At 70.1% G+C, this 13,263-nt stretch carries 13 protein-coding genes and 1 other RNA gene; 7 read left to right on the top strand and 7 right to left on the bottom strand.

What is annotated here, in order from left to right; all coding sequences use genetic code 11:
- Positions 1–374: 374 nt before the first annotated feature.
- From VKV26_23815 to VKV26_23845, 7 genes are all read right to left on the bottom strand, one after another.
- On the bottom strand, positions 375–3,230 hold the full coding sequence (locus VKV26_23815) for a helicase C-terminal domain-containing protein (protein HLZ72943.1): 2,856 nt from the start codon (positions 3,228–3,230) through the stop codon (positions 375–377).
- Between the two features lie 55 nt (positions 3,231–3,285).
- The gene (locus VKV26_23820; protein ID HLZ72944.1) at positions 3,286–3,999 is read right to left on the bottom strand and encodes a PHP domain-containing protein; all 714 of its coding nucleotides are present in this window, start codon (positions 3,997–3,999) and stop codon (positions 3,286–3,288) included.
- A 60-nt stretch (positions 4,000–4,059) separates the two neighbouring features.
- A complete protein-coding gene (gene ispE / locus VKV26_23825) occupies positions 4,060–4,971 on the bottom strand; it encodes a 4-(cytidine 5'-diphospho)-2-C-methyl-D-erythritol kinase (GenBank protein HLZ72945.1) in 912 nt (303 codons plus the stop codon).
- Positions 4,968–5,915 carry a 16S rRNA (adenine(1518)-N(6)/adenine(1519)-N(6))-dimethyltransferase RsmA gene (rsmA, locus tag VKV26_23830; protein ID HLZ72946.1) on the bottom strand — a complete coding sequence of 316 codons (948 nt, stop codon included), beginning with the start codon at positions 5,913–5,915 and terminating at the stop codon, positions 4,968–4,970. Before rsmA ends, ispE begins: the two co-directional genes overlap by 4 nt.
- Positions 5,916–5,983: 68 nt before the next feature.
- Positions 5,984–6,251: signal recognition particle sRNA large type (gene ffs, locus VKV26_23835), an RNA gene on the bottom strand.
- 44 nt (positions 6,252–6,295) lie between these two features.
- Positions 6,296–7,753, bottom strand: a complete 1,458-nt coding sequence (locus tag VKV26_23840) for a recombinase family protein (protein ID HLZ72947.1) — start codon at positions 7,751–7,753, stop codon at positions 6,296–6,298.
- A gap of 62 nt (positions 7,754–7,815) precedes the next feature.
- The gene (locus VKV26_23845) at positions 7,816–8,517 is read right to left on the bottom strand and encodes a C4-type zinc ribbon domain-containing protein (protein ID HLZ72948.1); all 702 of its coding nucleotides are present in this window, start codon (positions 8,515–8,517) and stop codon (positions 7,816–7,818) included.
- A gap of 516 nt (positions 8,518–9,033) precedes the next feature.
- On the opposite strand from VKV26_23845, the gene VKV26_23850 reads away from it, so the two are divergent.
- The 7 genes from VKV26_23850 (at position 9,034) to tatB (ending at position 13,243) form a co-directional block, all read left to right on the top strand.
- Complete coding sequence (locus VKV26_23850) at positions 9,034–9,480, top strand: DUF177 domain-containing protein (protein ID HLZ72949.1); 447 nt, start codon at positions 9,034–9,036, stop codon at positions 9,478–9,480.
- A 3-nt stretch (positions 9,481–9,483) separates the two neighbouring features.
- Complete coding sequence (gene rpmF, locus VKV26_23855) at positions 9,484–9,681, top strand: 50S ribosomal protein L32 (protein HLZ72950.1); 198 nt, start codon at positions 9,484–9,486, stop codon at positions 9,679–9,681.
- A 76-nt stretch (positions 9,682–9,757) separates the two neighbouring features.
- On the top strand, positions 9,758–10,735 hold the full coding sequence (fabD, locus tag VKV26_23860) for an ACP S-malonyltransferase (protein HLZ72951.1): 978 nt from the start codon (positions 9,758–9,760) through the stop codon (positions 10,733–10,735).
- A complete protein-coding gene (fabG, locus tag VKV26_23865) occupies positions 10,732–11,520 on the top strand; it encodes a 3-oxoacyl-[acyl-carrier-protein] reductase (GenBank protein HLZ72952.1) in 789 nt (262 codons plus the stop codon). Before fabD ends, fabG begins: the two co-directional genes overlap by 4 nt.
- The gene (nusB, locus tag VKV26_23870; GenBank protein HLZ72953.1) at positions 11,517–12,005 is read left to right on the top strand and encodes a transcription antitermination factor NusB; all 489 of its coding nucleotides are present in this window, start codon (positions 11,517–11,519) and stop codon (positions 12,003–12,005) included. The genes fabG and nusB overlap by 4 nt, the downstream gene beginning before the upstream one ends.
- 251 nt (positions 12,006–12,256) lie before the next feature.
- The gene (acpP, locus tag VKV26_23875) at positions 12,257–12,517 is read left to right on the top strand and encodes an acyl carrier protein (protein HLZ72954.1); all 261 of its coding nucleotides are present in this window, start codon (positions 12,257–12,259) and stop codon (positions 12,515–12,517) included.
- A 180-nt stretch (positions 12,518–12,697) separates the two neighbouring features.
- Positions 12,698–13,243 (top strand): Sec-independent protein translocase protein TatB, encoded by a 546-nt coding sequence (tatB, locus tag VKV26_23880; protein ID HLZ72955.1) that lies wholly within the window; start codon positions 12,698–12,700, stop codon positions 13,241–13,243.
- The last annotated feature ends 20 nt before the right edge of the window (positions 13,244–13,263 follow it).

Genomic DNA, 13,263 nt, shown 5'->3' on the forward strand with positions numbered 1-13,263 from the left:
CGCGACACCCTGGCGGCCGCCGGCGGTGGCTGCCAGCGCCTCCAGCGCGAACACGGCTTCCGAGCCGTAGCCGAGGTTGCGTACGTCCGGGCGCACCGCCAGTTCCGTGATCCCGCAGTCGGGGTCCGAGAGCCGGCAGCGCAGGTAGCCTACGACCGCGGCATCGAGCGTGATCAGGAGCGACGTCTCGCCCACAGCCGCCGCCGCGAGCCAATCTTCCGGGGTCGGCGCTTCGTGAGCCGACTGAGCGCCGAGGCCGCGCACGTCCAGCCAGCCGGCCGCGAACCAGGGGCGCAAGGATGCCATGCCGCCCGGATCCGGCTCGCGCAGCGTGATGCGCGGCGCTGGCGCTCGCCCGCCGCGGACAGGAGGGCTCATCGGTTCGCTTGCCGCAGCCACTTGCGCACGTGCGTGGGAAGTTGGGCGAGTGGGGCGTCGGCCTGCGTGCAGTCGGGCAGCGAGGCGAGGAACGTCTTGCCGTACGTCTTGCTGCGTATGCGCCGGTCCAGCACGGCCAGCACGCCGCGGTCGCTCTTCTGTCGAATCAGCCGGCCGAATCCCTGCTTGAAGCGCAGTGCCGCCTGTGGCAGCGCATAGTCCTTGAAGGGCGCGTCGAACAGCTCGCTGCGCGCCGCGAACACGGGGTCGGTGGGCACCGGGAAGGGCAGCTTGGCGATGATCAGCAGCGAGAGCGCCTCGCCGACCAGATCCACGCCCTCCCAAAAGCTGGCGGTGCCGAGCAGGACTGTGCGGTGGTCCGCCTTCAGCGCGTCGAGCAGGTCACGCGGCGTGCCGTCCACGCCCTGTGCCAGCACGCGGATGCCGTCCGCTTCCAGCGCCGGCCTCACGGCGCGATACGTCGCCCGCAGAGCGCCGTGTGAGGTGAAGAGCACCAGCGCGCGGCCTTCGCTGGCGCGGGTCAGCTCGATTACGCCCCGCTCCACGGCCGGCTGGTAGTCGAGGCGGTTCGGCTCGGGCATGTCGGTCGCGGTCAGCACCAGCGCGGCGCTGCGGTAGTCGAAGGGCGAACCGAGCGCCAGCTCCTCCGCCTCTTCCAATCCCAGGCGCTCGCGCACGTAGCGGAAGCTGCCCGCGGCGCTCAGCGTGGCGGAGGTGAGCACCACGCTCGACTTGCGGCCGAAGAGGTAGCTCTCCAGCACCTCGCCCACGTTGAGCGGAGCCGAAGCCAGCGTCACGGCGCCGTGCAGCCGGTTCACCGTTAGCCAGGCGATGCGCTCCGCGTCGTGGCGGCCGATGATCTCGTCCAGCCCGAGCCGAAGCCGCGTCAGCGACTGTACCCGCGCCGCCACACTGGCCCCGAGTCCCTCCGCGTCGAGCACCGCGGTTGTGCCCGAATCGGTCAGCGCGGCGCCGAGCCGCCCCAGCGCCTCCTGCAACACGTCGAGCGCCACGCGCAGGTTCTCCCATGCCAGCTCGACCTCCTGCCAGCCCGGTTGCGAGCGCTTGCCGGTGGTGAGCAGCAGCCGGTGGTCGTACTCTCCGCCGGTCTGTGCGTGCTCCGCCACGAACGCCTGGATGCGCCCGAACAGCTCGGGCACGCGCTCGCGCGCCCGCTCGGTCAACTCACGCGTTGAGGTGAGCAACCCGTCGATGTGCTCGCGTTGCGCGGCGTCCTGCCCCGGCAGGCGCAGCGCGACGGCGACGTCGGCCAGCAGGCCGCTCTCGCGCTCGGCGCCGCGTTCGTCGATCGCATTCAGGGCGTTGCGGCACTCGCCCAGACCGGTGGTGAAGCCGAACTGATCGGTGGCCTCTTCCTCCAGGTTGTGCGCCTCGTCCACGATCAGCCGCTCGTATGGGGGCAGCACGCGCCCGCCGGCGGAGATGTCGGAGAGCAGCAGCGCGTGGTTGACGACGACGAGATGCGCAGCCTCGGCACGCTTGCGGGCACGCAGCAGCTGGCAGGCGCCGTTGCGGACGTAGTACGACGGGCCGTTGAAGCACTCCGAGTTCGCCGCCGAGAGGCGCGCCCAGATCGGCTCCTCCTCCGGCCGCAGGTTGAGCTCGGCGCGGTCGCCGGTCTCGGTCGTCTGCAGCCAGAGCAGCAGCCGTACGGCGAAGCGCGCCTCCTCGTTCGAGAGGCCGGTCTGGCGGCGGAAGTTGGCGAAGCGCTGCAGGCAAAGGTAGTTGCCTCGGCCCTTGAGCTGCACGGCGCGGAACTCCGGCAGCATCGCCTGCACATCGTCCGGCCCGCAGGCGGCGAGCACGCCGCGCAGCGCCGGCAGATCCTTGCCCGTGATCTGTTCCTGCAAATTGATCGTGTTGGTGGAGACGACGACGCGCTCGCCGTTGCGCAGGGCGAAGCAGGCCGCCGGCAGCAGGTACGCCAGCGATTTGCCCGTGCCCGTTCCCGCTTCCACCAGCAGGTGCTCGTCCTGTGAGAGCGCCTGCGTCACCGCCTCCGCCATCTCGACCTGCTGCGGACGCTGCTCGAAGCCGCCAAAGACTTGCGGGTGCGTGGCGATGCAGTCGAACACCGCGCGGATCTCCTCGGTCGCCAGCGGCTCCCGTTCCGCGTGGGCCTGCAGCGCTTGCGTCTGCGGACGCGGGGCAGCGGTTACGTCAAGCACGATCTCCGAGGCGGCGCCGGGCAAGAGGTTAGGCATGAGCGCCTGCAGGGCGGAGGCGAAGAAGGCGCGCAACGGCCAGCTCGTCCCGGCGCTGAGCTGCACGATCTCCGCGAGCACGAGCGGCGGCAGCGCCAGCGCCCGCTCGCGCAGCAGCAGGAAGAGCTGCATCGCCGCCTCAGCATCGGGCAGGGCGCGGTGCTGGGTGGGAAAGTCGATGCCGAAGCGTCGGGTGAGGCCGCGCAGGCTGTACTCCGGCAGGCCCGGCGCCAGCAGCTCGGCCAGCTCCGCCGTGTTCCACACCGGGCCGGGCGGGCGCAGGCCCATGCGCTGCAGGTACATCAAGTCAAAGCCGACGTGCTGCCCGACGATCGGATCGGCGCCGAGAAAGCTGCGCAGCGTCTCGGCCACGACCGCGAAGGGCGGCGCCGACTGCAGCTCCTCGTCGGATATGCCCGTGAGCGTTCGGATGCGGTAGGGGAGCGGCCGGCCCGGGTTGACCAGCGTCTGGTAGCGTTCGCTGCGCCCGCCCGCGGTGAAGCGGATCGCGCCGATCTCGATGATCTCGTCGTGTTCCGGGTCGATGCCCGTCATCTCCAGGTCGAGCGAGACGAACCACTCGCCGGAGTCCGCGGACCTGTTCAACCGATGCCAACGTTCTAGCAGCCGCGCGGCTGAAATGAGCTGAAAATGTGACTGCCTAGCGCACGCTCTCCGGCGTGACGAATTCGTCCAGGGTGAAGCGGCGCAGGTTGCCCTCCGGCAGCCCCAGCGCCGCATGGAAGCGACGGGCGTGTAACTCCTCCAGCATCTCCTCGAGGGTGGTGAGCTTCTTCTCGAACACCGTGGTGTAGATGCCGACACCGCTGGTCGAATGCGCATCGCTGCCGCCGGTTCCCGGCTTGCCGAGATAGTTGGCGACCTCCAGCGCAAAGCGGTTTTCGCGCGGCGTGTTGGCGCCGTTCAAGACTTCGATGCCGTCCACAAGCTGGAAGACTTCCAGCTTCGCCATGTTCTCCGGCGTCATCAGCGGCGGCTCTTTGCCGTTGCGGCGGAAGGTCACGGGATCGAACCAGTGACGAAAGGGATGCGCCACGATCATGAAGCCGCCGACCTGGTCGAGCGCCTTCCGCAGCTCCGTGCCCCTGCGAATGCCGGGCAGATACTCGGGCAGGCCGATGGCGATGATATGGCCCAGGTCGGTGGAGACCTCCATCCCCGGACAGACGAACATGCCGCTCTCTTCGCGGAAGCGGGCGAGTGTGTAACGATCCCAGACGCGGTCGTGCTCACTGACGTTGACGCCCGTGAGCCCGATGCGCCGGGCGACCTCGATCAACTCCGCGGGGGTCAGCGCACTGTCTGACGCGCCGTTGGTCGTGTGGCAGTGCATATCGACGATTGTGCCGGTCATCCAAACCTCGGTCGCGCCGCGCTTTCGGCGCGTGCACGCACCTCCAGTATAGCAATCGCGTTACGAACGTTCACGCCCGGCGGCGTCCGGCGGCGGACGCTGCCGCGTCGACTCCGCCGCCGAGACCGTGCGCACGGTCCGCGCTGGCAGGCCCGCACGGCGCAGGCGCGCCGCCGCCGCGCCGGCGCTCCGCCGATCGGGCAGCAGCGCGAACAGCGACGGGCCGGCGCCGCACAGCATCGCGTTGCCGCACACCTCGCGCAGGGGCCGGCGGAAGCTGTCGAGACCGGGAAACGCAGCCGCGGCCAGGCAGTCGAAGCTATTGCTCAGCCACTCCACTCGCGGGCTCTCGCCGCGCCTGAGCGCCGCGACCAGCCGGCCCGTCGCGGCGCCGTCGGTAAAGTCCGCAGCGTGGAGCATGCCGAAGAGCCGCGCCGTCTTGCCGCCCGCGGCCAGCGGCGGCGTCAGCAGCACCAGCCAGCGCGGTTCCGCGTCCGGCAGCGGCCGCAGAACTTCGCCGCGCCCGGAGGCGAGTTGTGTGCCGCCGCCGACGAAGAACGGCACGTCGGAGCCGAGCGAGGCCGCGATCGTTTCCAGGCGCCGAACGCCGAGCGGCCGGCCGGACAACGCGTCGGCGGCGCGCAACACGGCGGCCGCATCGCTGCTGCCGCCGCCCAGCCCGGCCGCGGGCGGAATGCGCTTCCGTAGACGAAGCCTTCCGGCAAGCGGCACTGGATACGCACGCAGCGCCCGCGCCGCAAGGTTGGCCGCGGGCGGACCGAGGTCCCAGCCGGCGGGGCAATCAATCGTGAGATCGGCGCCGCCGTCTCCAGACCACGAGAGATCGTCGTGCAGGGCGATCGTTTGCAGGACGGTGCGCAGCTCGTGATACCCGTCCGGCCGCCGGCCGAGCACCTCCAGCGTCCAGTTGATCTTGGCGAAGGCGCGCAGCGCGAGCGCGGCAGCGGTCACCGATCGTCCCCGTCTGCGGACTGGTCGGCGTGAACAGGCGCGTCCTGCCCGGCGCGAGTGGCGAATGCAGGTTGCATGGCGGCGTAGCGTCGGTACAGTGCCAGCCACTCGGCGATGCTGAGCGTGCCGGGCCGGCGGGCGGGGTCGATGCCGGCGGCGCGCAACAGTTCCGGCGCCGCGCCCGCCGGAAGCCAGAGGCCGCCCGCCAGGCTGTTGTGCAGTTGCTTACGCGGCTGGCGGTAACCGGCATGCACAACCTTGAAGAAGCCGCTCAGCTCTCCTTCCGGCACGACCGGCTCCGCGAAGCAATCGAGCCGGACGACGGCCGAATCGACGCGCGGCGGCGGCCGAAACGCCTGCGGCGGCACGCGAAAGAGCAGCCGCGGTGCGGCAAACACCTGAACCGAGACGGCAAGCAGGCTCAGTCCATGCTTGCCGCAGATCGTTTCGGCAACTTCACGCTGCACCATTACCACCAGCCGCCGGGGCCGCGGCCCGCGTTCCAGAAAGTGGCGCATCACCGGCGCCGTGATGTAGTACGGGAGGTTGGCGACGACGACGTAGGGCGGACGCCGCCCGCCCGCGGACAGCAATTCGTCGGCCCCGTGGTCGAGGACGCTGCCACCGAGAACCGTGAGGCGGGATTCACCGGCGTGGCGGCCGCGCAACTGCTCCGCGAGGCGATCGTCCAGCTCGACGGCGGTCACGTGGGCGCTGCGCTCCAACAACAGATCGGTAAGCACGCCGCGGCCCGGCCCGACCTCCAGCACGTCCTCGTCTGTTGCCAGCTCGGCGGCAGCAACGATGTCGTGGGCGATCATCGGATCGATGAGGAAGTGCTGGCCGATGCGGGGCCGGCGAGGACGGGCAGCAGGCCGGCGCGCGGGGGCTGAGCCTGACGCCCGCCGCGCCGGCGGGTGGGTGTGTCGAGGCACGGCGTTCACCGCGATCGCGGCACGAAAAGCAACGAGGCGGACGGCGCCTGCCGCCCGCCCCTTCGTGCACTGCTCGATCGTGCACCCGCCGTCGATCTCGCCTCTAGAGCTTGCGCGTACCAACCTGCTCGGGCCACGCACTCCGGCGGCACCCGGGAGGGCCTGCTTACGGCTGCTGCCTTCCGACCCTGACCGGATTCGCAGTCTCCCGCCGCGCCGGACGCGGCCGGTCAACACAGGCGGTACGAACAGTCCTCCGAGACCGCAGACCTCAGGCAGGGGATTCCGCCCCGCGTTGAGGAGGGTTTCGGGTACAGGGCACCACCAGCGCCCCGCCTAGCACGATCGGATTGAGTATACCAGTGGTTGTAAACAGCGACCACCGTGCCCTAGCAGGAGCCGGCTGCCGGCTCGCGCAGCTCGACCACGATCGCATCATCCAGCACGGTGACGCGCTGCACGGCGGTCCGCAGCGCGTCGCGGCGCTGCTCAAACGGCAGGCCGGCGCCGTCTTGCAGGGTCGTCAGCAGCTCTCTGCGGGCGCGGCGCTGGTCGTCCAGGGTCCGGGCGACGCGGCGTGTGCTTTCGAGCTGCCCGATCGCCTCGTCGGCCGCCATCTGCTCTTGCATTACCTCGACGCTCAGCTCGCGCAGCCGTTCGCGCGAAAGCTGGTGGCCGGCGGCGGCCTGCATGTAGCCCTCCAACTGGCGGTCGAGCTGGTGCAGGTGCAGGCGCAGACGCTCGACCTCCTCCTCGACCGTGGGCGCCGCTACCGCCGGCGGCGGCTCGCGCAGGCGCGCTGCCAGCGCCGCCGCGGCCTGCGCCGCCACCTCAGCTTCAAGCGCGTCGGCCCGGCGCGTGTGGTAGTCGCAGGTGTTCTGGTTGGTGCGGGAGAGGCACTGGTAGTAGCGGTATTCCGCCGCGCCTTCGCCGCCGCCCTCGCGCCGAGTCCAGGTCTGGTGGCGGCTGACGCCGATCATCTTGTTGCCGCAGTAGCCGCAGAACGCCAGGCCGGAGAGGAGGAACTGCCGCACGTTGCGCTGTCCGCCGCTGGTGCGGCGGCTTGCCATGCGATCCTGCACACGGCGGAAGTCGTCGGGCGAGATCAGCGCCGGGTGACTACCGGGCACACGCACGCCGAAGCGCGTGTAGGTGCCGAGATAGGCGCGGTTGAGCAGGATGTCCCGAATCGTGATCATGCTCCAGTTACCGCCGCGCCGGGTGCGGTATCCCTCCTCGTTCAGCCGACCGGCGATCAGGCGAATCCCGAGCCCTTCGCGTGTATACAGACGAAAGATGTAGCGCACGATCGCCGCTTCGTCGGGCACGGGTTCCAGCCGGTGCTTCAGTCCGACGCGGTAGCCGAAGGGCGGCCGTCCCAGCACCTCGCCGCGCATCGCCTTCTTGCGCATCGCCTCTTTCACCCGGTCGCCCACGGGTACGGCCGGCTCACGCCGGCCGAGGTGCTCGATCAGCCTGGCGCCGGGGTCGACTTCCCCGTCGAGGGCGACGACGTGCGAGCCTAATCCTTCGATCTGGAAGAAGAAGCGTGCAGCCTGCATGGCGTCCGCGCCGAGCCGATCGACCGTGTCCACCACTACCACGCAGCTCGACGTGCGGTTGTGCTTGAGATATTCCAGCAGTTGCTGGAACTGCGGCCGCTCGGCGCCATCGGCGGCGTTGTCGATGAAGGTCGAGGCGACCTGGTACCCTTCGCGCCTGCAAAATTCGAGAAAGGCGCGATTCTGTTCCGCGACTGAATCCGGCGGCGCCTCTTCACCGCTCGCCTTCGCCCGTGGCAGCGCGGCTTCGAGGAAGTAGCCCAGCGCCTTCTGTGCCTGAACCACCGCGGCTCTCTCTCAACAGAAGGGCCGGGCCGGCTCAACCCGGCCCGCCCTCTGCTTCGGCTCTAACCCACGTATAGGATGCGCTCGCAGTTGCTGCACGAGACCAGCGCCATGCCGCTACGCGCCCGCTGGAACAGGGTACTGGGCAGCGCGATGCGGCAGCCGAGGCAGGTGCCGCCCTGCACCCGCGCCACCGCTCGGCCCTGGCGCGAGCGCCGCAACTGGTCGTAGCGCCGCAGCGCCTCGCCGTCGATCGGCCGGCGGGCCTGCTCGCTGCGCTCGTGCAGCGCGGCGATCTCCTGGGTCAGCCGGTCCGCCTGCTCAGCCAGCTCGCCCTGCTCCGCCAACCAGGCGGTCTCGCCGTCGACGACCTCCCGGCGCAGCGTATCCAGCTCGCCCTGCAACTCATCGCTGCGACCCATCGCCAGCAGCAAGCGCTCCTCCCGGCCCTGCAACTGGCGGCGGAACTGATCGACCTCGCCCTGCAGATCCTGCAACTCTTTGGCGCTGGTGATGCGACCGCTGTACAGCTTTTCCTCGACCGGTGCGATCTTCGCCCGCAGGTCTTCGACCTCGGTTTCTGCCTCGCGCTGCTCATGCGCCGCGCTCAGCAGCAGCGGCTCGAGCTCCGCAATCCGCTCGCGCCGCTGCGCCTGGCCTTCGTCCTCACCCTGGCGGGCACGAACATCGCTCAGTGCTCGCTCGCAGGAATCGATCTGCGAGTCGATCTCCTGCAACGCATACAGATTGGACACGCGGGTCATCAAATTCCTCGGGAGGATCCGCGGATTGAGGCGAGGCCGAGAGCGCGACGGCCGGCGCACGGGCCGTCCGAGCGGGATTATAGGGTTGCGGCGGCGCGGCGGCAAGGCGTTTGCCCAGGTTTTTCGCCGCTTTGGAATGGCTTAACCGTACCGATACAGTCCAGCACGGTGCAAGGCATCGACACCGGTTGGCCGCCGGCACCGACAGACCAGGCCGGCATCGAGCACCGCGGACGGGCTCCAGATCCTGCCGCCGCCACGACGGCGCGAACGCCTCGACGGGTCGCGTCCGCCGCCGCGATCGCGGCGTTCGCGCGTTTGACACTGCCGAGAGGCCCTACCTATAGTTAGGAAAGTGGGCGGTACACCGTGCTGGCCGGCGCCGTCCTGAAGTGATCGAATACGAGCGTGCAAGTCAACGTCTCTCAACTCTTGCGCGAGCCAATCGGCTCGCGCAGAGTCTATCCGGTAGAGGATTCGTTCAGACCGGATGCGGGTCAGCGGGCACGCGCCGCCGTGCGCGGAACGATTGAGCTTCTGCGCACCGACCGTGGGATTCTCGCGCGGGGGCGGCTGGCGTCGCTCGGCACGTCCGAATGCTGCCGCTGCCTGCGCTCGGTCGAGTACCCGGTCGCGCTGGACGTTGAAGAGGAGTTTTTGCCCACCATCGATCTCGTGAGCGGCGCCGCGCTGCCGCCCGCCGAGGAGCCCGGCAGCTTCTCGATCGACGAGCATCACATCCTCGATCTGACCGACGCCGTCCGGCAGGCGTGGCAACTGGAGCAACCGATGGCCATGCTTTGCCGCGAAGATTGCCCCGGACTCTGCCCGCAGTGCGGCGCCGAGCGGGCCCGGGGACGCTGCGAATGTGAGAGTACGCCCGGCGACCAGCGTTGGGCCGCGCTCGCCGCGCTGCGAGGGCGGCGCAGCGAAGTCGCCGGCAACCGAGCGGAGGAAGAGTAGACCGTGCCGCCACTGCCAAAACGCAAATACCCCAAGGCGCGCCAGGGCAAACGGCGCAGCCACCTGCACCTCAATCCCACGCAGACGACGGTCTGTCCGCAGTGCGGCACGCCGCGCCTCGCTCACCACGCCTGCGGCACCTGCGGCTACTACAAGGGCCGCGAGGCGGTTGAGATCGCCAAGCCGAGCCTGAATGAGTGACCTCGCCGGCCGACCCGACTCTCGCTGACGCCGGCGGACGGCCCGCAGGCCGTCGCGGCACTTCGGAGGTTGTGTGATGGCGATGCTCACCGCGTCCGCATCCGTTGCGGCTGATGCCGAGCCGCATCCCGAACTCGCCTGGGTCTTTCCCGGCCAGGGCTCGCAGACGGTGGGGATGGGCCGCGATCTGTACGAGCGTTATCCCGCCGCGCGCCAGATCTTCGACGCTGCCGACGACGCCCTCGGCTTCCGCCTGAGCACGCTGTGCTTCGAAGGCCCGGAGGAGCAGCTGCGGCAGACGATCAACACCCAGCCCGCGATCGTGACGACCAGCATCGCCTGCTTCGCCGCGGCGTACGGGCGGCTCGACGTGGTCGACGGCGCGCCGGCCTTCGTCGCCGGCCACAGCCTGGGCGAGTATTCGGCGCTGATCGCGGCGGGCGTCCTGCCGTTCTCGGACGGCGTGCGCCTTGTTCGCGAGCGCGGCCGGCTGATGCAGGAGGCGGGCGAGCGCAACCCCGGCACGCTGGCCGCGATCATGGGGGCCGATGAGTCGGCTGTCGAGGAGGTCTGCCAGGAGACGGGCGCGGAGATCTGCAACGTCAACGGCGCCGGCCAGATCGTGATCGGCGGCCCACGCGATGCCGTCACCCGCGCCATGGACCTGGCCCGTGCCCGCGGCGCGGCGAAGGTCACCGCGCTCTCGGTCAGCGCCGCCTTTCACTCGTCGCTGATGCAGCCGGCGGTGGAGGGGATGCGCCGCGTGCTGCTGGAGTCGGATCTGCAGGATCCGCGCATTCCCGTGGTCGGCAACTGCGACGCGCAGCCGCTCACCTCCGCCCGGGCAATAAAGGACGAGCTGGCCCGCCAGGTGGCGTCGGCGGTGCAGTGGCAACGCTCGGTCGAGTTCATGCTGCGCTCCGGCGTCTCCACCTTCGTCGAGATTGGCCCCGGCCGCGTGCTCAGCGGCCTGATCAAGCGCATCGCCCGCACGGCGCAAGTTCGCAGCGTCGGCGATGCCGGCGCCATCGCCGAGGCCGGCGACTCCGCATGACCGATCGGCCCGAGCCTGCGAGCCCCGTCTTCGCGGCCGACGCGCTGCGCGGCCGGGTAGCGCTGGTGACGGGCGCCAGCCGCGGTATCGGCAGCGCCATCGCGCGGGCGCTCGGTGCGGCCGGCTGCGGCGTCGTGGTGAACTACCGCGGCAGCAGGGAGGCAGCGGCAGCCGTGGCCGCGGCGGTCGAAGCTGCAGGCGGCAGGGCGCTGGCGGTTGCCGGCGACGTCGCGGACCCGAGCGCGGTAGAGGCCCTGTTTGACGCCGCGCAGGCCGGCCTCGGCCCGATCGACATCCTGGTCAACAATGCCGGCATCGCCCAGGATGGGCTGTTGCTGCGCATGAGCGTCGACGACTGGGACCGGGTGCTGGACGTGAACCTGCGCGGCGCCTTCTTATGCACGAAGTCCGCGCTGCGCGGCATGATCCGCCGGCGCTGGGGCCGCATCGTCAATGTCTCCAGCGTGGTCGGACTGATGGGCAACGCGGGCCAGGCGAACTATGCCGCGGCGAAGGCGGGCCTGCTGGGTCTCACCCGCGCGACGGCCCGCGAAGTCGCCTCGCGCGGTATCACCGTTAACGCGATCGCCCCCGGCTTCGTCGAGACGGACATGACCGCAACGCTGACGGAAGCCCAGCGCGAGGCGGTGCTGCGCGAGGTGCCGCTGGCGCGCTTCGCCCAGCCGCAGGAGATCGCGCCCGCCGTCGTCTTCCTCGCCACGGAGGGCGCCGCCTACATCACGGGCCAGGTGCTGAGCGTAGACGGCGGGATGGTGATGTCGTGATCGGAGACGCCGACGATTCGACTCCGGAGCCGCCCGCGGACGACGCGACGCCGACTCGCCGGCCACTGCATGGGCGGGCCGGACGGCGTCGCCTGGGCCGTACGCTCGCGCTGCAAGCGCTGTATGAGGCGGACACGTCCGGGCACGATCCCGCCGTCGTGGTGCTACGGCTCTGCGAAGACGGAGGCATCACCGGCGAGCCGTCCGAGTTCGCGGCACGGCTGATCGCCGGCATCAAGACCAAGCGCACGGAGCTCGACGCGCTCATCGCCAACGCGGCGCCGCAGTGGCCGGTGGGCCAGTTGGCGGTGATCGACCGCAACCTGCTGCGGGTGGCGATCTACGAGCTGCTGTTTGAGGTCGATACCCCGGTCAGCGTGACCGTGAATGAAGCGGTGGAGCTGGCCAAGACGTACGGGGCGGAGGCTTCGCCTCGCTTCGTCAACGGCGTGTTGGGCGCTGTCAACGCCACGCGCGCGGAGTAGGAGCTGCCCGTGGCGCCGTGCGCCGGTTCAGGTCCGCAGGTTCGCACCGCTTCCCCGTTGCCCTGCGACCCTGTAGCCTTGCGGTGGCGTTGCGGGCAGGAGGGCGTTCACCGCCCCGGCGCGTCTCTGCGGGCGCATCTGCTACACTGCCTGTCAATGTCGATTTGTGGCGCCCTGTCGCTCACCGGCGGCCGCGGCCGGCCGGGGCGGACACGAGCAGATCGCCAGACAGATGCAAGTGGGGTGAGCCGGTGGCCACTGTCTTCGAGCGGGTTCGCAAGATCATCGTCGATCAGCTCGGCGTTGAAGAGGGGGATGTCGTTCCCACCGCGTCGTTCGTCGATGACCTGAACGCCGACTCCCTCGACCTGGTCGAGCTGATCATGTCGATGGAGGAAGAGTTCTCCTCGGGCGACAACACCCTCGAAATCTCGGACGAGGACGCGGAGAAGATCGTCACCGTGCAGGATGCGGTGGACTACATTAAGGACCACGGCGTCGAAGACGAGTAGCGCCGCGGGCCGCGTCGGAGAGCGGGCAGTTCGGTGCTCCGTGTGCCACCGTAGCGCGGCGCATCGCCCAACCCCGCGAGTGATCCCGTTGGCGCCGTCACGCGTAGCTCTCGGTGTGGAGCGAGTGATGCAGCGCCTGCGCCATCACCGCTGCTAGAATGTCCGAGAGGAGCCACTGTCATGGATCCGCTCGGCATCGGCATCGGTGGCACGCAGATCATCGTCGTGCTCATCGTTGCCTTCTTCGTGCTCGGCCCCGAGCGCCTACCCGAGGTGGCGCGTACGATCGCCAAGGGCGTGCGCACGCTGCGCAGTTACGCCGCCGACGTGCAGGGACAGTTCGAAGGCGAGATCGGCGATCTCCGCGACCAGTTCAGCGACATTCAGCGCGACTTCAGCGCCACACAGGAGAGCCTGCGCGGCGGACTCTCCGACCTGGACTCGTCGTTGCGCACGGTGCACAGCGACGTGAACGCCGCCGTTTCCAGCTCGATCGTCTCGTTCGAGGCCGCGCGCGAGGCGCGGCAGGGCGGCGCCGAGTCGCCGGTCGCGCCGGGAGACCTCGCCACAGAACCGGAGTCGCCGGCCGCGCCCGCGACCTTCGACTACGCGCCGCAGCGGCCGGCGGCAGCCGCTCCGCATGTCACCCCGGCCGAGCCCGCGGGCCTGGCCGCGGCCGGGGCCGGTGACGGCCCTCGCCCGCCCGAATACCGCCCGCCGGTCTGAGCGGCGCGGTTACACTGGGT

It is taken from the genome of Dehalococcoidia bacterium (assembly GCA_035310145.1).
Taxonomy (GTDB): domain Bacteria; phylum Chloroflexota; class Dehalococcoidia; order CAUJGQ01; family CAUJGQ01; genus CALFMN01.

What these genes read in the sequence shown, in the direction of transcription:
- VKV26_23845 (HLZ72948.1), bottom strand. Translation starts at nt 8,517, where the DNA reads ATGACCCGCGTGTCCAATCTGTATGCGTTGCAGGAGATCGACTCGCAG.
- VKV26_23820 (HLZ72944.1), bottom strand. Translation starts at nt 3,999, where the DNA reads ATGACCGGCACAATCGTCGATATGCACTGCCACACGACCAACGGCGCG.
- fabD (HLZ72951.1), top strand. Translation starts at nt 9,758, where the DNA reads ATGGCGATGCTCACCGCGTCCGCATCCGTTGCGGCTGATGCCGAGCCG.
- tatB (HLZ72955.1), top strand. Translation starts at nt 12,698, where the DNA reads ATGGATCCGCTCGGCATCGGCATCGGTGGCACGCAGATCATCGTCGTG.
- fabG (HLZ72952.1), top strand. Translation starts at nt 10,732, where the DNA reads ATGACCGATCGGCCCGAGCCTGCGAGCCCCGTCTTCGCGGCCGACGCG.